This window comes from Humibacter ginsengisoli (assembly GCF_054780095.1).
The window spans coordinates 174,844-192,018 of record NZ_BAAGWZ010000006.1; the positions used below are offsets into that span (position 1 = coordinate 174,844).

Annotated in this window: 15 protein-coding genes; 3 read left to right on the forward strand and 12 right to left on the reverse strand. The window is 67.4% G+C overall.

Going from position 1 to position 17,175, the window contains the following annotated elements:
- Positions 1-87 precede the first annotated feature (87 nt).
- From nadD to rplU, 7 genes are all read right to left on the reverse strand, one after another.
- The gene (gene nadD, locus ACYVI5_RS09145) at positions 88-708 is read right to left on the reverse strand and encodes a nicotinate-nucleotide adenylyltransferase (RefSeq protein ID WP_460529735.1); all 621 of its coding nucleotides are present in this window, start codon (positions 706-708) and stop codon (positions 88-90) included.
- Between the two features lie 12 nt (positions 709-720).
- Positions 721-960: a hypothetical protein gene (locus tag ACYVI5_RS09150; RefSeq protein ID WP_460579920.1), complete on the reverse strand. Its 240-nt coding sequence runs from the start codon at positions 958-960 to the stop codon at positions 721-723.
- A 116-nt stretch (positions 961-1,076) separates the two neighbouring features.
- Entirely contained in the window at positions 1,077-2,366 is a 1,290-nt protein-coding gene (locus ACYVI5_RS09155) for a gamma-glutamyl-phosphate reductase (RefSeq protein WP_460579921.1), read from the reverse strand.
- Between the two features lie 57 nt (positions 2,367-2,423).
- Positions 2,424-3,245 (reverse strand): glutamate 5-kinase, encoded by an 822-nt coding sequence (gene proB / locus ACYVI5_RS09160; RefSeq protein ID WP_460579922.1) that lies wholly within the window; start codon positions 3,243-3,245, stop codon positions 2,424-2,426.
- A 4-nt stretch (positions 3,246-3,249) separates the two neighbouring features.
- Positions 3,250-4,764, reverse strand: a complete 1,515-nt coding sequence (gene obgE, locus ACYVI5_RS09165; protein WP_460579923.1) for a GTPase Obg — start codon at positions 4,762-4,764, stop codon at positions 3,250-3,252.
- Positions 4,765-4,893: 129 nt separating this feature from the next.
- A complete protein-coding gene (gene rpmA, locus ACYVI5_RS09170; RefSeq protein WP_460529750.1) occupies positions 4,894-5,145 on the reverse strand; it encodes a bL27 family ribosomal protein in 252 nt (83 codons plus the stop codon).
- A 21-nt stretch (positions 5,146-5,166) separates the two neighbouring features.
- Positions 5,167-5,475 (reverse strand): large ribosomal subunit protein bL21, encoded by a 309-nt coding sequence (gene rplU / locus ACYVI5_RS09175; RefSeq protein ID WP_460579924.1) that lies wholly within the window; start codon positions 5,473-5,475, stop codon positions 5,167-5,169.
- A gap of 198 nt (positions 5,476-5,673) precedes the next feature.
- Here rplU and ACYVI5_RS09180 point away from each other — a divergent pair, with 198 nt between their 5' ends.
- Positions 5,674-5,970, forward strand: a complete 297-nt coding sequence (locus ACYVI5_RS09180; RefSeq protein WP_460579925.1) for a DUF4031 domain-containing protein — start codon at positions 5,674-5,676, stop codon at positions 5,968-5,970.
- Positions 5,971-6,007: 37 nt separating this feature from the next.
- Here the strand turns inward: ACYVI5_RS09180 and ACYVI5_RS09185 are convergent, their stop codons facing one another.
- On the reverse strand, positions 6,008-8,635 hold the full coding sequence (locus ACYVI5_RS09185) for an Rne/Rng family ribonuclease (protein ID WP_460579926.1): 2,628 nt from the start codon (positions 8,633-8,635) through the stop codon (positions 6,008-6,010).
- 381 nt (positions 8,636-9,016) lie between these two features.
- Here ACYVI5_RS09185 and ACYVI5_RS09190 point away from each other — a divergent pair, with 381 nt between their 5' ends.
- The gene (locus ACYVI5_RS09190) at positions 9,017-9,628 is read left to right on the forward strand and encodes a vitamin K epoxide reductase family protein (protein WP_460529762.1); all 612 of its coding nucleotides are present in this window, start codon (positions 9,017-9,019) and stop codon (positions 9,626-9,628) included.
- A 72-nt stretch (positions 9,629-9,700) separates the two neighbouring features.
- Here ACYVI5_RS09190 and ndk read toward each other — a convergent pair whose 3' ends face one another.
- From ndk to ileS, 4 genes are read right to left on the reverse strand one after another with little or no spacing between them, the layout of a single operon-like run.
- Positions 9,701-10,117, reverse strand: a complete 417-nt coding sequence (gene ndk / locus ACYVI5_RS09195) for a nucleoside-diphosphate kinase (protein WP_460579927.1) — start codon at positions 10,115-10,117, stop codon at positions 9,701-9,703.
- On the reverse strand, positions 10,114-10,527 hold the full coding sequence (locus ACYVI5_RS09200) for a DUF4233 domain-containing protein (protein ID WP_460579928.1): 414 nt from the start codon (positions 10,525-10,527) through the stop codon (positions 10,114-10,116). The genes ndk and ACYVI5_RS09200 overlap by 4 nt, the downstream gene beginning before the upstream one ends.
- Before the next feature lie 37 nt (positions 10,528-10,564).
- The gene (locus ACYVI5_RS09205; protein ID WP_460580576.1) at positions 10,565-11,926 is read right to left on the reverse strand and encodes a bifunctional folylpolyglutamate synthase/dihydrofolate synthase; all 1,362 of its coding nucleotides are present in this window, start codon (positions 11,924-11,926) and stop codon (positions 10,565-10,567) included.
- Positions 11,927-11,931: 5 nt separating this feature from the next.
- Positions 11,932-15,267, reverse strand: a complete 3,336-nt coding sequence (gene ileS, locus ACYVI5_RS09210) for an isoleucine--tRNA ligase (protein ID WP_460579929.1) — start codon at positions 15,265-15,267, stop codon at positions 11,932-11,934.
- A 340-nt stretch (positions 15,268-15,607) separates the two neighbouring features.
- Here ileS and ACYVI5_RS09215 point away from each other — a divergent pair, with 340 nt between their 5' ends.
- The gene (locus ACYVI5_RS09215; protein WP_460579930.1) at positions 15,608-17,152 is read left to right on the forward strand and encodes a multicopper oxidase family protein; all 1,545 of its coding nucleotides are present in this window, start codon (positions 15,608-15,610) and stop codon (positions 17,150-17,152) included.
- Positions 17,153-17,175: the final 23 nt, after the last annotated feature.

The following is a 17,175-nucleotide window of genomic DNA, read 5'->3' on the forward strand; positions in this document are numbered from 1 at the left end:
GGGAAGCCGAGCCGACTTCGCGCTCAGCGGCGCGTTGACTCTCTCTAGCCTGTCGCCGCGTCTGTGGCGGCTGGTCTGGCCACGACGTCATGCCACACTCCGATAAAGGTGATGCTTGGAGATGTACTGGACAACTCCATCGGGTACGAGGTACCAGACAGGGAACCCCCTGCTGACACGGTCCCTACAGTCGGTCGACGAGATGGCCAATGCCGGAACCTCCAACAAGCTTACGTCGCCGTTGGGTAGACCCGTCACTTCCAACAGATGTCCCGGTCGACTCACAGCGACGAAATGGGCCAGTTTCCACAGCTCTTCGACGTCTCGCCAGCTGAGGATCTGCGCGATCGCGTCTGCCCCGGTGATGAAGTAGAGGTCGGTGTCGGGGCGCGACTCCTGCAGATCGCGCAGCGTGTCGATGGTGTAAGTGGGGCCGGCTCTGTCGATGTCCACCCGGCTCACCGTGAAGCGCGGGTTGGATGCCGTAGCGATCACGGTCATCAGATACCGATGCTCCGGCTCGGTCACATGCCCCTTCTGCCACGGCTCACCGGTCGGGACGAAGATGACCTCATCGAGATCGAAGGACTGCGCCACCTCGCTCGCGGCGACCAGGTGGCCGTGGTGGATCGGGTCGAACGTGCCGCCCATGACGCCGACGCGCCGGCGACGTTCTCCCGACGGCGTTGTGGTCGCTGACGGCCGCATGGACGCGCTGGGTTAGTGATCCTGCGCCGACGGATGACCCTGCCCGTGATGGTACGCACCGGGCGCGCCTGCGTGCTGCGCGGCATCCGCTTCCGCCTTGTGGCTGTGACGGTTGGCGACGTCCCGGTAGGTCCAGGTCACGAAGGCCAGAGCGGCGAACACGCACAGCACGACGACGCCGAGCACCCACGGCTCCATACCGAACACGGCCGGCTTGCCGACCTCGGCTACGACTGCTGCTGCGAACGACATGCGACTCTTTCCTCTCGCGGCGAATGCCCGATACCCCAGTCTATAGGCGACCGAGGTGAGCGAAGGCGAGCTTGCCCGGTTTTCCGAACCGAGACCCTGTGCGGGACGAAGTCCCGCTACTCGCGCACCTGGCCGCTTCCACGCACGACCCACTTAGTGCTCGTCAGTTCGGGAAGGCCCATCGGACCTCGGGCGTGCAGCTTCTGTGTCGAAATGCCCACCTCGGCGCCGAACCCGAACTCGCCACCGTCGGTGAAGCGAGTCGACGCATTCACCATCACGACGGCCGAATCCACCTCGGCGAGGAACCGCTCCGCGTTCGCGAGGTCGTCCGTGATGATCGACTCCGTGTGCTGCGTGGAATAGCGCCGGATGTGCGCGATCGCCTCGTCGAGCGAGTCAACGACGCCTACGGAGACATCGAGGCTCATGTGTTCCGTAGCCCAGTCCTCCTCGGTGACCGGCACGGAATCCGGGAAGATGGCGCGGGCACGCGCATCCGCGTGCACCGTCACACCCTCCTGACGCAACGCCTGCAGCACGGGAGGAAGAAGGCGCGATGCCGCGCCGCTGTGCACCAGAACGGTCTCGACGGCGTTGCACACGCTCGGTCGCTGCACCTTCGCGTTGCGCACGATGTCGACGGCCCAGCCCTCGTTCGCGCTCTCGTCGAGCACGATGTGCACGACACCGGCCCCGGTCTCGATGACGGGGACGGTGGACGACTCCACGACCGTGCGAATGAGTTCGGCACTGCCGCGCGGGATGAGCACGTCGACGAGTCCCCTGGCCTGCATGAGGCGGGTGCCGCCCTCGCGGCCGAACTCGTCAACCGTCTGCACCGCGCGCGACGGGATGCCTGCACCGGCGATCGCCTCTTGGATCAGCTCCACGAGAACGCGGTTGCTGGACTCGGCCGCACGGCCACCGCGCAGCACGACGGCATTGCCGCTCTTCAGCGCGAGGGCCGCGATGTCGACCGTGACATTCGGCCGGGCCTCGTAGATCGCGCCCACGACGCCGAACGGCACGCGCACCTGCTGGATCGAGACCCCGTTCGGCAGGCGACTGCCTCGCACCGACGTTCCTACGGGGTCGGGCAGCGCCACGACGTCGCGCACAGCTCCGGCAAGGGCGGCGATGCGGCGCTCGTCCAGCGTCAATCGGTCGAGCAGCCCGTCGGAGAGCCCGTTCTCACGGCCACGGACGAGATCGTCGGCGTTCGCCCGGATGATGCTGCTCTCGTTGTCGACCAGTGCTCGTGCGATGCGCTCGAGCGCATCGTTCTTCTGCGCGGTGGTCGATGTCGCCAGCGGTACGGACGCCGCCTTCGCGTCCTCCAGCTTTCGTACGAAGGAGGGCGCATCCGTCGCCACGGGTACGGATTCGAGGATGCTGGGGGCCATCGCACGAGTTTATCCGGCTGGACTCAACGCGCCGTACGCGAGCGCGATCGGCACCCGTCAGTCCGGAATCGCCTCAGCCGCCGGCATCTGCTCGCCTCGCTCGTGCGGTGCGAACCAGGTGCCCACCGGTTCGCCGCACAGGGCTGCAGAGACCAGCCGGGTCGACGTGAGCAGCACGGCGCTTCCCGCCTCAGCCGCGTGACGTGCCGCTGAGACCTTGGTGATCGCTCCCCCGGTGCCCACACCGGCGAGCCCGGTCGATCCGATCTCGACCCCCTGCAGCTGGTCTCCGGCGGCGACGTGCCCGATGGGTCGAGCGCCCGGCTCGTGCGGAGGCCTGGTGTAGAGCGCGTCGACGTCGGAGAGCAGCACGAGCAGGTCAGCGCCGATCAAGGTGGCGACCAGCGCAGCAAGGCGGTCGTTGTCGCCGAACCGGATCTCGTGCGTCGCCACCGTGTCGTTCTCATTCACGATGGGCAGGATGCGCAGGTCGAGCAGGCGCTCCATCGCACGTCGCGCATTCGACCGGTGAGTCGGATTCTCCAGGTCACCCGCGGTGAGGAGCACCTGCCCGGCGACGATGTCGTACCGATCAAGACTGTCCTGGTACCGGTAGATCAGCACGTTCTGTCCCACCGCCGCCGCCGCCTGCTGAGTCGCGAGGTCGTTGGGGCGGCCGTTCAGCGCAAGATAGGGGATCCCGGTCGCGATCGCTCCCGACGAGACGAGCACCACCTGAACTCCACGGCCGTGCGCCGCGGCGAGAGCATCGACGAGGGGACCGATCTGGTGCGCATTCTCGCCGCTGATCGACGAGGATCCCACCTTCACGACGATGCGCCGGGCGGCAGGCACCAGCGAGCGGTCGGTGATCACCATCGGGCTACGCGTCCTCCTCGTCGTCGTGCCAGAGGCCTGCCTCGCGCTCGCGCAGGAGCTCCGCACGCGCCTCCGCCTTGGCATCCATGCGCTCGTGGTACTCCTCGCGACGCTGTCCGCGAGTCGGCCGCTGGTTCGGGTCGAGACGGGCATCGGTTCCGCGCGGGGACGTCACCAGCTCCGCTGTCGAGGTGAGCGTGGGCTCCCAGTCGAACACCACACCGTTGTCCGCACCGATCACGACCGTCGAACCGGCGACCGCTCCGGCCTTCACCAACTCGTCTTCGACGCCGAGCTTGGCCAGCCGGTCTGCGAGGAATCCCACCGCCTCGTCGTTCGCGAAGTCGGTCTGGGCGACCCAGCGCTCTGGCTTGCCGCCGAGAATGCGATACACCGGTCCATCCGATCCGCCTTCGACGCGCACCGTGAATCCGGCATCGTCGACAGCACGCGGACGGATGACGATGCGCGGCTTCGAGTCGGCGCTCGCGGCCTCGTCTTTCCTGGCATCCTCGACCACCTGGGCGAGCGCGAACGACAGCGCCCGCAGACCCTGGTGGCTCACCGTGGAGATCTCGAACACGCGGTAGCCGCGCGCCTCGAGATCGCCCCGTACGAATTCGGCGAGCTCGGCGGCATCCGGCACGTCGACCTTGTTCAGCGCGATGAGCTGCGGGCGTTCGAGCAGCGGGACCTGGCCCTCCGGAACCGGATAGGCGCCGAGTTCAGCGAGGATGACCTCGAGATCGCTGATCGGGTCCCGGCCCGGCTCCAGCGTTGCGCAGTCGAGCACATGCAGAAGCGCGCTGCAGCGTTCGACGTGCCGAAGGAACTCCAGTCCGAGGCCCTTCCCCTCGCTCGCGCCCTCGATCAGGCCGGGCACGTCCGCGATCGTGTACCGCACGTCTCCGGCCTGCACGACACCGAGGTTGGGGTGCAGCGTGGTGAACGGGTAGTCCGCGATCTTCGGTTTCGCCGCCGACAGGGCGGCGACCAGGCTGGACTTGCCCGCCGAGGGAAAGCCGACGAGCGCCACGTCCGCCACCGTCTTCAGCTCGAGAACGACGTCGCCCTCCCACCCGGGCGTGCCGAGCAGGGCGAATCCGGGTGCCTTGCGCTTGGGTGAAGCGAGCGCGGCGTTGCCCAGACCGCCGAGACCGCCGGGCGCGACGACGAAGCGCATGCCCGGCTGGTCGAGGTCGACGAGAAGCTCGCCGGAGGCATCCTTGACGACAGTGCCGACCGGCACGGGGAGTTCGAGGTCCGCGCCCGATGCGCCGCTGCGGTTGTCGCCCATGCCGAAGCCGCCGTTCTCCGACGAGCGGTGCGGATGCCTGTGGTACGCGAGCAGCGTCGTGACACCCGGATCGGTGACGAGCGCGATGTCGCCGCCGTGCCCGCCGTTGCCGCCGTCGGGACCGGCGAGCGGCTTGAACTTCTCGCGGCGCACCGACACGCAGCCGTTACCGCCGTGGCCGGCCCGCAAGTGCAGCGTCACGGTGTCGACGAACGTCGCCATGGTGCTCCTCTCCCCCGCATACGGGCCTTCATCGGATGGGATGCCCGTTCGTCTCCGAACGCGCGACCTGTGCAAACACGGATGGGCGGGCACGAGGCCCGCCCATCGGCTGTGTTCGTCACAGGAAGATCAACTGACCACCACGTTGACGACCTTGCGGCCGCCCTTGGTGCCGAACTCGACAGCGCCCGGTTCGAGCGCGAAGAGCGTGTCGTCGCCACCGCGGCCGACGTTCGCGCCCGGGTGGAAGTGCGTGCCGCGCTGACGGACGATGATCTCGCCCGCGTTCACGACCTGGCCGCCGAAGCGCTTCACGCCGAGGCGCTGCGCGTTCGAGTCGCGGCCGTTGCGAGTGGAGCTCGCTCCCTTTTTGTGTGCCATGAGTGTCTCTCCTCGCGCTGCTTACTTGATGCCGGTGACCTTGACGCGCGTGAGCTCCTGGCGGTGGCCCTGGCGCTTCTTGTAGCCGGTCTTGTTCTTGAACTTCTGGATCACGATCTTCGGGCCACGGAGGTCTCCGAGCACCTCGGCGGTGACCTTCACCTTTGCCAGGGACTCGGCGTCGCTGGTGATCGTGTCACCGTCGACGAGGAGCACCGCGGGCAACTCCACGGTGCCGTTCTCGCTCGTCTTGACGCGGTCCATCGTCACGATGGTGCCGACCTCGACCTTCTCCTGCCGACCGCCGGCGCGCACAACTGCGTAAACCACTACTCGTACCTATCTGATGAGGGGCGCAAAGAGCCCCAGACTGACGTTGATTTTCGCTGGTCACGCCCCCAAGTGGGAGAAGGGTTCGAGCCAGAAAACGAAAGGATGCTGGCCGCGATAAGTCGACACGCACCAACGGTCGAGCTTACCAGACACCGGAAAGCCGCTCAAACCGAACGCCACCGTAGACTCGCCCCCATGGCCATCCTGATCGACACCCCGATGTGGCCGAACCACGGCACGCTGTGGTCTCATCTGGTCAGCGACGCCTCGCTCGACGAGCTGCACGCGTTCGCACGCGCGAACCGCGTACCCGAGCGGGCATTCGATCTCGACCACTACGACGTTCCTGCGGAGCGCCACACCGAACTGGTCAGTGCGGGAGCGCTGCGCGTGTCGAACCGCGAACTCGTCGTGCGGCTGAGGGCCAGCGGCCTTCGCATCACCCAGGCAGCGCGCCGGAAGGCGGCTCGAGCCGACCCCCACCGACACTGACACGCTCGGCGCGCGCCTCGGTAGCGGCGCCGAACCGTCAGCTCGCCTGCGAGTCGTCGTTCCGAGGTGCTACCGCACCGCCGGTCAGGCCCGCCGTCGTCACGCGCCTGCGCGACCGCCCGTGGCCGGGCTGCTTCGGCTCGGGAAGAGCATCGAGCACGGAGCCCAGGATCTCCTGCGCCTGCACCCTGTCCACTCGCGGCTTCTGCTCGGTGTGCGCGGCCACCGGGATGTCCAGGATCGACAGCGCTGATTCCGCGTCGACTCCCGAGGGCACCTTCGTCGGTTCTTCTGCAGCTGCGGGGGATGCTTCGTCGGCCCCCCGACGCGAACCGCGACCGCGATTGCCTCGGCGGCCCCGCGGGGCATCCTGCTTCTCGCCCTGCGTCAGGTCAGCGGGCTCGGATGCCGCTTCCTGCGGCTCGGCCGCGTGCTTCGGTCCCTCGGCGCCCGCACCGTCGCCCTGAACCGGCTCGCTCGCGACCGATTGGGGCGGCACGGTGGCGGGCACGGCGGCAGCGGACTCGGTGACGGCGGCCGGAGCATCCGTCGAGCCGTCCTGGTGCGGGTGGAGTGTGCTGGCCGCGATCTGAGCGAGCGCGTTCTTCGCGTCATCGGTGATGGCGTGCGTACCGGTGTGCGTGTTCGAGGCGCCGTTTGCGTTCGACGGCACCGACGAGCCACCGTTCTTGCCGCCACGTCGGCGCTCGGGAGGCTGTGGTGCTCGGTGCCGCGTGACCGGATCGTGGTGCACGATCACGCCACGGCCGGCGCAGACCTCACAGGGCTCGCTGAACGTCTCGAGCAAGCCGAGGCCGAGCTTCTTGCGCGTCATCTGCACGAGTCCGAGCGAGGTGACCTCGGCCACCTGGTGCTTCGTGCGATCTCTGCTGAGGCACTCGACGAGCCGGCGCAGCACGAGGTCGCGATTCGACTCGAGCACCATGTCGATGAAGTCGACGACGATGATGCCGCCGATGTCGCGCAGCCGAAGCTGGCGCACGATCTCTTCCGCCGCCTCGAGGTTGTTCTTCGTGACGGTCTCTTCGAGGTTTCCTCCGGAGCCCACGAACTTGCCCGTGTTGACGTCGATCACGGTCATCGCCTCTGTGCGGTCGATGACGAGCGAGCCACCGGACGGCAGCCACACCTTGCGCTCGAGAGCCTTCTCTATCTGCTCGGTGATGCGGAACTCGTCGAACGCGTCACGCGATCCCTCGTAGGCCTGAACGCGATCGAGCAGGTCGGGAGCGACCTGGCGCAGGTAGCTCTCGATCGTCTGACGGGCATCGTCGCCCGCGATGATCAGCTTCTGGAAGTCCTCGTTGAAGACATCCCGGACGATCTTGATCAGCAGGTCGGGCTCGCTGTGCAGCAGCGCAGGCGCCTGCACGGTCTCGGTCTGCTTCGAGATGTCCGCCCACTGCGAGGTCAGCCGGTTGACGTCGACGGTGAGCTGTTCCTGCGTGGCACCCTCCGCTGCCGTACGCACGATGACGCCGGTGTTCTCGGGGAGCACCTCCTTGAGGATCTTCTTGAGCCTGGCGCGCTCCGTGTCGGGCAGCTTCCGGCTGATGCCATTCATCGAGCCGTTCGGCACATACACCAGGTAGCGGCCGGGAAGGCTGACCTGGCTCGTCAGCCGGGCGCCCTTGTGCCCGACCGGATCCTTCGTCACCTGCACCAGGACCTTGTCGCCCGGCTTGAGCGCGAGCTCGATACGCCGGGGCTGGTTGCCCGTCTCCGCCGCCTCCCAGTCCACCTCGCCGGAGTACAGCACGGCGTTGCGGCCGCGGCCGATGTCGACGAAGGCGGCCTCCATGCTGGGCAGCACGTTCTGTACCCGGCCCAGATAGACGTTGCCGATCAGCGACGCCTCCTGGGAGCGAGCGACGTAGTGTTCGACGAGGACCCCGTCTTCGAGAACGCCGATCTGGATGCGCCCGCTCTTGGATCGCACGACCATCTGACGGTCGACGGCCTCACGACGGGCGAGGAACTCGGCCTCCGTGATGACCGGACGCCTCCGGCCCGCATCGCGGCCGTCACGGCGACGCTGCTTCTTGGCCTCGAGCCTGGTCGAACCCTTCACCTTCTGCGGCTCGGTGATGAGCTCGGGCTCGCGCTGCCGCTTGCCGCCCTCTTCGGCACCCTCACCGGATGCCGCGCGACGACGCGTGCGGCGCCTCGAGGTCGAAATCTCCTCGCGCTCCTGCTCCTCGTCCTGCTCCGCGGCCGGCAGCGGCGGAAGCACCGGCGGCGCCTGGAACAGCAGGGCTGTGCTCGGCAGCCCCGGCGCCTGCGCCGCGTGCGTCGTGGCTTCGGATGCGCGGGCATCCTGTGCTGCGTCGCCGGAAGCGAGCGCCTCTGCGCCACGTTGCCGGCCCGGCATGCGCTGCTCGTCGTCGCCGGCGACCTGCTGCTCGGCAGCAATCGGAGCCGGCGCTGCAGCGGGTTGCTGCGTCTGCTGCCCGGCTGCTGGCACCGTCTCCGACGCGTCGTCGGTCGGTGCCGGAGCCGCCGAATCGGCCTTGGGAGCCTGCGGCGCTTCGGCCTTGCGGCCTACGCGACGTCCGCCGAAAAAGCGACTGCGTCTGCGCTGCTGTCCGCCTTCCGCGTTCCGTGCTCCCGATTCATCCCATGCATTCTGATCGTTCTCCACCATCGCTGGTGCACTCCTCGACCGCACGGCGCACGCGCGCGCCGGGTACGGCTGTACTCGTGCGGGCGGCGCTCAGAGCGCTCGTCCGCCAATCCTCGGTTCGGCGTTCGAAGGGGTGCGCGATGGATGCTGCGCTTCGTGGCGCGCGGTCCGCTGCACTCGTCTTCGTTCGCCCGTCCCTGTCTCTCGTGGTCTGCACTGTCTTCTCGCCCGGTCGCGCGCGGCCGGGCCCCCGGGCATCCGACCTTTCAGCGGTTCCCGGAAAAGCTTCTTCGTCTCTGCCCGGACGGCGTCCGGTCAGCTGTCTGCCATTATCGCACGGCCGCCGTGGAGCCCCGTTCAGGCCCGGGAAGAGCTCATTTGCCGCTCTGCCATAATGCGATGGTGTCGCTCGACTCCCCCACCGAAACCAAGCGGCCTTTCGGGCTCGCGATCTTTCTCATCGTTGCCGGCGTCATCGGATGGTTCGCCGCCTTCGCGCTCACGCTCGACAAGTTCACGCTCCTGGAGCATCCGAGCGCGCAGCTGACCTGCAACATCAACCCGCTCGTAGGGTGCGGCAAGAACCTCGATTCGTGGCAGGGGTCGGTACTCGGTTTTCCGAACCCGATCATCGGCGTGGCGTGCTGGGCCGCGCCCATCGCAGTAGGGGTCGCCATCCTCGCGGGGGCACGGTTCCGCCGTTGGTTCTGGATGCTCTTCAACCTCGGAGTGCTCGGTGCGATCGTGCTCGTGATCTTCCTGATCTACTCGAGCCTCTACGACCTCTACGTGCTCTGCCCGTACTGCATGATCACGTGGACCGTGACCATCCCGACGTTCTGGGCCGTGACGTTCTACAACCTCAAAGAGGGGAACATCCCGACCAACGCTCGGGTGCGGAACTTCTTCGCCGCCGCATACACCTGGATCCCGCTCATCACGTTCATCAGCTATGTGATCGTCGCGGTGTTCGCGCAGATCCAGGTGCAGTGGATCCCGAACGCCTTCCGTTAGCGCGCAGGCGTCGGCGGAGGCCAATTGGGCCAGCGCCGACGCCGGCGCCGAGACGGCTGTGCTGCCTCGGCGCTAGAACCAGAGCTTGAGCTCGCTCGCAGCGCTCTCCGGCGAATCGGAGCCGTGCACGAGGTTCTGCTGCACCGGTAGGCCCCAGTCCCTGGCGAGGTCGCCGCGGATCGTCCCGGGAGCGGCGCTCGTGGGATCGGTCGCTCCTGCCAGCGAGCGGAATCCCTCGATCACGCGGTTGCCGGCGACGCGGATGGCCACGATCGGGCCGGACTCCATGAACTCCACCAGCGGCTCGTAGAACGGCTTGCCCTGGTGCTCGGCATAGTGCTGCGAGAGCAGCTCGCGGTCTGCTTCCACCAGTTTGATGTCGACGAGCGCATAACCCTTCGCTTCGATCCTTCTCAGGATCTCTCCGGTCAGTCCGCGGGCCACGCCGTCGGGCTTGACGAGCACGAGGGTCTCTTCGATGGTGGTCATTCGTTCTCCTGTTCGGTGGATTCGGACTGGGATGCCCGGAAGGCCGCGCTGCGCCTGTCGAGCCGGGCGCCCGCGATCATCGCGTACGCCCAGATGGCGGTGAAGATGACGCCGACGATGAAGAGCATGCCTACGAGGAACCCGGCGGCGATCACGCCGAGCTGGATGAGCCAGCCGAGCCAGTAGCCGACACGGAATCGAAGCAGCAGGATCGCCACGATCATCAGCACGATGAACACGGCACCGCCCCCGAGCGCCTGCACGGGAGGCAGTGCGTGCAGACCGAAGACGACGAGCGCGCCGAGGAAGACGACGACGAGCTCGAAGCCGAGCACGATGGAGCCGAGGCTCTCTTGCGCCGAACGCTCTCGACGCGGGCGACGCGTGCGCGCAGGGGTGATGCCGGTCATCGTCCTTGCTCCGTCGTACCGCGGGTGTCGGCCCCGCTCATTCGGTGGACGCCTTCCACTCGCGCTCCTGCGCGAGCCCGAGAGCCTCGCCGATCAGGGCTATCGATCCGGTGACCACGACGGCGCGGCGCGGATGGGATGCCGCCCACTGCCTTGCGGCCTCGATCGCGTCGCCGAGGTCGTGGTGCGCTTCCGCGTGCTCATGCGTCCACTCCTCCACGTGGTCGGCGAGCTCTGATGACGAGGTGGAGCGCTCGGAGTGCGACTGGGTCACGAAGATGCGGGCCGCGAGCGGTGCAAGCGCGTCGACGATTCCGTGGGCATCCTTGTCGCGAAGGATGCCCAGCACGAAGGCGATTTCATCGAAGTCGAAGAACTCCGGAAGCGCTCTGGCCAGCGTGAGTGCGCCTGCCGGGTTATGGGCGGCGTCAACCAGCACTGTCGGATCCGTGCCGATGAGCTGCAGCCTGCCGGGCGAGGTCGCAGTGGCGAACGCCTCCTCGAGGAGCGGGACGCGCAAGGGTTCGCTGCCGTCGCCGAGGAAGGTCTCGACGGCCGCCACAGCCACCGCGGCGTTCTGTGCCTGGTGCGCACCGTACAGCGGAAGGAACAGGTCGGAGTAGGTGCCGGCACGACCCCGGATGGTGACCAGCTGGCCGCCGACAGCCACCGCGTCATCCTGAACATCGAAGTCGACGGGCTGAAAGGCGATGGATGCCTCGCGCAACTCGGCCGCACGCACCAGCTCGTGCGTGGCATCCTCCACCTGGGCAGCGCTCACGACGGCGGCCGACGGTTTGATGATGCCGCTCTTAGTGCGGGCGATCTCCGCGATGGTCGAGCCGAGCCGGTCTGTGTGATCGAGCGAGATCGGCGTGAAGACGGCGACCTGACCGTCGCCGACGTTCGTGGAGTCCCATTCCCCGCCCATGCCGACCTCGATCACGGCGACGTCGACCGGCGCGTCTGCGAAGCAGGCGAACGCGAGCACGGTGATGACCTCGAAGAACGTGAGGCGCTGCTCGCCCTGCTCCGCCAGCTCGGCATCGGCCATCTGCACGTACGGCGCGACGTCATCCCAATTGCGCGCAAGGGCCTCGTCGCTGATCGGTTCGCCATCGATCGTGAAGCGTTCATTGAACCGCAGCAGGTGCGGGCTGGTGAAGAGCCCGACCCGCAGGCCGTACGCCCGCAGGATGCTCTCGATGATGCGACTCGTCGACGTCTTGCCGTTGGTTCCGGTCACATGGATGATCGGATACGCGCGCTGCGGGTCTCCCAGAAGTTCGACGGCCCGCCTCGTCGGCGCGAGCCGCGGGCGCGGGCTGCCCTCGCCCAGCCGGGTGAGGAGCGTCTCGTAGACCGCGTCTGCCGCCTCGCGGTACTCGTCATCCGTCAGATCTGTCACCGAACCTTCTCCAAGCTCACCAGTAGCGCGGACCCGGCGCCGACGGGTGCGGACTCCGCCGCGTCGGCGACCGCATCGTCCACATCGACGTCGAGCTCGACGGCGAGCGTCTCGGCGCTCACCAGCTCGGCGTGCGTGCGTACGGCGTCCGCACCCGCCGTGTCGAGCACGAGCCGCAGCCGGATGCGGTCGCTCACGTCCAGTCCCGCCTGCTTGCGGCTCTCCTGCACGACACGCACGGCATCCCTGGCCAGACCCTCGGCCTCGAGCACCTCGTCGGTCGTCGTATCGAGTAGCACGAAGCCTGCACCAGGAAGAAGAGCGAGCGCGCGTCCGGTGTCGTGCGTCTCCGATGTCTCGAGCACGAGCTCGTACTCGCCATCCTGCAACGGGATGCCGCCGGCTGTGACGACGCCGTCGCTCTCGGTCCATTCGCCCTCGCGCGCCGCACGGATCGCCGCCTGCACGCTCTTGCCGAGGCGCGGTCCGGCGGCTCGTGCGTTGACGGTGAGCCGTTTGCTCACGCCGTACTCTGCGGGGCTGTTCTCCGTCAACTCGACCAATCGCACACGCTTCACGTTGAGCTCGTCGCGCAGGATGCCTTCGAACGGCTCGAGCGAGGCCGCGGCGTCCGTCACCACGGTCAGCTCGGCAAGTGGCAGGCGTACGCGCAGACCGGCTGCCTTGCGCAGCGACAACGCGACCGAGCTCACCTGCCGCACCCGGTCCATCGCCGTCACGAGCGACTCATCGGCCGGGAACGTCGATGCGTCAGGCCAGTCGGTGAGGTGCACGCTGCGCCCGCCGGTGAGGCCCTTCCAGATGCGCTCGGTGGTGAGGGGCAGCAACGGTGCAGCAACACGCGTCAGGGCCTCGAGCACCGTGTAGAGGGTGTCGAAAGCCTCCGCATTACCACCGTCGGGCGTGACGCCCTCCCAGAACCTGTCTCGGGAGCGACGCACGTACCAGTTCGTGAGCACGTCGGCGAAGTCGCGGATCTTGGCCGCCGCGAGCGTCGAGTCGAAGTTCTCGAGATCGAGGGTGACGGCATCCACCAACTCCCTCGTCTTGGCCAGCAGATAGCGATCGAGCACGTCGGACGAATCCGTGCGCCAGCTCGCGTCATAGCCGCACGCGTTCGCGTACAGGGAGAAGAAGTACCAGGTGCTCCACAACGGAAGCAGCGCCTCGCGCACCCCCTGTCGGATGCCCTCCTCGGTGACGACCAGGTTGCCGCCGCGCAGCACGGACGACGACATGAGGAACCAGCGCATCGCGTCCGAGCCGTCACGGTCGAACACCTCGGCCACATCCGGATAGTTGCGTAGCGACTTCGACATCTTCTGGCCGTCGCTGCCGAGCACGATGCCGTGGCTGACGACCCGCTTGAACGCCGGCCGGTCGAACAGCGCGGTGCTCAGCACATGCATGAGGTAGAACCAGCCGCGGGTCTGCCCGATGTACTCGACGATGAAGTCGGCCGGATTGTGCGCCTCGAACCAGTCTTGGTTCTCGAACGGGTAATGCACCTGCGCGTACGGCATCGAGCCGGAGTCGAACCACACGTCGAACACGTCGGGGATGCGTCGCATCGTGGAGCGTCCCGTCGGATCGTCCGGGTTCGGCCGCGTTAGCTCGTCGATGTACGGGCGATGCAGATCCGGTTCGCCGTCCGCGTTCACGGGCAGCCGCCCGAAGTCGCGCTCCAGGTCGGCGAGCGACCCGTAGACGTCGATCCGCGGATAGGCGGAGTCGTCGCTCTTCCATACCGGGATGGGCGAGCCGAAGTAGCGGTTGCGGCTCACCGACCAGTCGCGTGCACCGGAGAGCCACTTGCCGAACTGTCCGTCTTTGACGTTCTCCGGCACCCATTCGATCTGCTGGTTGAGCTCCACCATGCGGTCGCGGAACTCCGGAACCCGAACGAACCAGCTCGACACCGCCTTGTAGATCAGCGGGTTGCGGCATCGCCAGCAGTGCGGGTAGCTGTGCTCGTACGATGCCTGCCTCAGCAGCCGCCCCATCGCCTTCAGCGCCTGCGTGAGCGGCTTGTTCGCGTCGAAGACCTGCAGCCCCGCGACATCCGTCACCTCCGGCAGGAACCGGCCGCCCTCGTCGACGGAGACGACGACCGGGATGCCGGCGGCCGCGCACACCCGCTGGTCGTCCTCGCCGTACGCGGGCGCCTGATGCACGATACCCGTGCCCTCCTCGGTGCTGACGTAGTCGTCCACGAGGATCTGCCAGGCGTTCTGCGTGCCGTACTTCTCGGCATCCGCGTAGTAGTCCCAGAGCCGGTCGTACTGCACGCCGGCCAGCTCCGCACCGGTCACAGTGCGCGTGACGGCGGCACGGGCGTCTTCCGCCTTCTCGTAACCGAGGTCTTTCGCGTAGGAGCCGATCAGGTCGAGCGCCAGCAGGTACTCCGCCGCGAGCACCGTGACGTCGCCTCGCTCGGCGGCGCCCTCGCGCTCCACCTCCGCGTCCGGCGTGCCGTTCGGCCCGGCCGGAACGACGGCGTACTCGATCTCCGGGCCGACCGCCAGGGCCTGGTTGGTGGGCAGCGTCCACGGCGTCGTCGTCCAGGCGAGCGCACGCACGGCGGTGAGGCCAAGCGCCTCGGCCTTCTCCCCCACCAGCGGGAACGTCACGGTGACGGTCTGGTCCTGGCGCATCTTGTAGACGTCGTCGTCCATGCGGAGCTCGTGGTTCGACAGGGGCGTCTGGTCGCGCCAGCAGTACGGCAGCACGCGGTAGCCCTCGTACGCGAGCCCCTTGTCGTACAGCTGCTTGAACGCCCAGAGCACCGACTCCATGAACGTGATGTCGAGCGTCTTGTAGTCGTTGTCGAAGTCCACCCAGCGCGCCTGGCGGGTGACGTATTCGCGCCACTCGCGGGTGTACTTCAGAACGGATGATCGTGCCGCGGCATTGAACGCCGCGATGCCCATCTGCTCGATCTGGCTCTTGTCGGTGATGCCGAGCTGTCGTTCCGCTTCGAGTTCGGCAGGCAGACCGTGAGTGTCCCAGCCGAAGCGGCGATGCACCTGCTTGCCGCGCATCGTCTGGAACCGGGGGAACACATCCTTCGCATACCCGGTCAGCAGGTGGCCGTAGTGCGGGAGGCCGTTCGCGAACGGCGGGCCGTCGTAGAACACCCACTCCGGGGCGCCCTCGCGCTGGTCGACGGACGCCCGGAACGTGTCATCGCGCTTCCAGAACGCGAGGACCTCCTCCTCGATCTGCGGAAAGCGCGGCGACGGAGTGACGCGACCGGAGGCATCCAGCTCGGCGTCAGGACGATTCGAATCATCGGATCGGGGGTACGGCATGCTTCTCCTGGCAGGTGAGGACTTCTGCGCGAGGACGCCGCCGCACGTGTGAAACACGATGCGGGAGACGCGGTACCACCCCGTTTGCCGTACCCCGGCATCCATCGGCGAGGCACGACCACTCAATGACAGGCTGTGACGGGCCCACCCGCCCGGTTCTACTGGATGCTTCGGCCATGCCGCAGCGTCGTTCTTCCGGAGACTCCCCGGTGATGTCCGGATCTCAGTCGTTGCCGTCATTCTACAGGGCTGCGAGGGCCGTCCTGGTAGGGGTAACCCCCCGCGCTTTTCGGGAACCAGCCGGATGGGGCACGCCCGCCTGCTTCGCCAGGCTGAAGGCATGCCTGCACTCCGACTTCGCCGCCCACGCGCCGTCATCGCCTCGATCGGCGCCATGACGGCTGCCGTCGTCGGGCTGGCCATGCTGGCCGGATGCACGGGGAACCCTCGCGCCCGGGTCGACACCGTCGGCCAGGTCTCGTTTCAGAATCCCCTTCGTCTTCCCCCGGCAGATTCCGGCACGCTCGGGGCCGACGGAATCCGCCGCTTCACGCTCGTCGCACAGAAGGGCACCACGACGTTCCGGAACGGCGAGTCAACGCCGACGGTGGGCTACGGCACGCCCGAGCAGCCAGGCGCATACCTGGGACCGACGATCATCGCGAACCGCGGCGATCGCATCAGGGTGCGCGTGAAGAACGAGCTCGACGAGGTGACGACGCTGCACTGGCACGGGATGCACCTGCCTGCCGCGATGGACGGCGGGCCCCACCAGCCGATCGCGCCAGGGGCGTCACGCACACCGGCCTTCACCATCGACCAACCCGCCGCCACCTTGTGGTACCACCCCCATCCGCACGGCGCGACGGAACACCAGGTCGCAGCCGGCATGGCGGGAATGGTCATCCTTCACGACGAGCAAGAACAAGCGCTCGGCCTGCCGAATGAGTATGGAATCGACGACATCCCGGTCATCGTGCAGGATGAGCACTTCGACCGGAACGGACGATTCGCGCCAGGGGACCGTGGATTCGTCGGCACCCTGGGAGACACGCTCCTGGTCAACGGCACGGTCGGTCCCTATCTGGATGTGACAACAGATGCCGTCCGCTTGCGCCTGCTCAACGCATCCTCCGCACGCACCTACGACTTCGGACTCGACGACCGTCGCCCGTTCGCCCTCATCGCAACCGATGGCGGCCTGCTGTCCGCGCCGGCGGCCATGTCGCACATCCGTCTGTCCCCCGGTGAACGGGCCGAGATCGTCGTGCGCATGACCCCGGGCGAGACCCTCACGCTGCGTTCCACTCCACCCGACCTCGGAATCCCCAAGGTTCTTGCCGCACCGAACGGGGGAACCGACCGGTTCGACGTGCTTCAGCTCCGGGCCGCCGATGCTTTACGGCCGCTGGCCGAGCTCCCCTCCACCCTCGCACCGATCGAACGGCTGAAGACGGCCCCCGGCGCACCGATCCAGCGTTTCACCCTCGATGGCCATCTCATCAACGGCCAGAAGATGGATCCGAACCGCATCGACACCACGGTGACCGCCGGGCAGGTCTCGGTGTGGGAGGTCACGAACGCCATGGACATGCCGCACAACTTCCACATCCACGACGTGCAATTCCAGGTGCTGTCCGTCGGCGGCAAAGCGCCGCCAGCCGAGCTGTCCGGATGGAAGGACATCGTCTACCTCATGCCGCATACTCCGTTGCGCCTGATCATGACGTTCCGCGATTACACGGACCGGCACATGCCATACATGTTCCACTGCCACCTGCTCGCGCACGAGGACGCGGGCATGATGGGTCAGTTCCTCGTGCTGAAACCCGGACAAAGCGCCGGATCGCCACCCCCGCTGCCGCGCGACTCCCAACAAGAATGAACCATGAGCACTGAGACGATGAG

Excerpts from the sequence above, each read along its gene's own strand:
- nadD (WP_460529735.1), bottom strand. The coding sequence starts at position 708 with ATGCGGCCGTCAGCGACCACAACGCCGTCGGGAGAACGTCGCCGGCGC.
- ACYVI5_RS09150 (WP_460579920.1), bottom strand. The coding sequence starts at position 960 with ATGTCGTTCGCAGCAGCAGTCGTAGCCGAGGTCGGCAAGCCGGCCGTG.
- ACYVI5_RS09155 (WP_460579921.1), bottom strand. The coding sequence starts at position 2,366 with ATGGCCCCCAGCATCCTCGAATCCGTACCCGTGGCGACGGATGCGCCC.
- proB (WP_460579922.1), bottom strand. The coding sequence starts at position 3,245 with ATGGTGATCACCGACCGCTCGCTGGTGCCTGCCGCCCGGCGCATCGTC.
- obgE (WP_460579923.1), bottom strand. The coding sequence starts at position 4,764 with ATGGCGACGTTCGTCGACACCGTGACGCTGCACTTGCGGGCCGGCCAC.
- rpmA (WP_460529750.1), bottom strand. The coding sequence starts at position 5,145 with ATGGCACACAAAAAGGGAGCGAGCTCCACTCGCAACGGCCGCGACTCG.
- ACYVI5_RS09180 (WP_460579925.1), top strand. The coding sequence starts at position 5,674 with ATGGCCATCCTGATCGACACCCCGATGTGGCCGAACCACGGCACGCTG.
- ACYVI5_RS09185 (WP_460579926.1), bottom strand. The coding sequence starts at position 8,635 with ATGGTGGAGAACGATCAGAATGCATGGGATGAATCGGGAGCACGGAAC.
- ndk (WP_460579927.1), bottom strand. The coding sequence starts at position 10,117 with ATGACCACCATCGAAGAGACCCTCGTGCTCGTCAAGCCCGACGGCGTG.
- ACYVI5_RS09200 (WP_460579928.1), bottom strand. The coding sequence starts at position 10,527 with ATGACCGGCATCACCCCTGCGCGCACGCGTCGCCCGCGTCGAGAGCGT.
- ileS (WP_460579929.1), bottom strand. The coding sequence starts at position 15,267 with ATGCCGTACCCCCGATCCGATGATTCGAATCGTCCTGACGCCGAGCTG.
- ACYVI5_RS09215 (WP_460579930.1), top strand. The coding sequence starts at position 15,608 with ATGCCTGCACTCCGACTTCGCCGCCCACGCGCCGTCATCGCCTCGATC.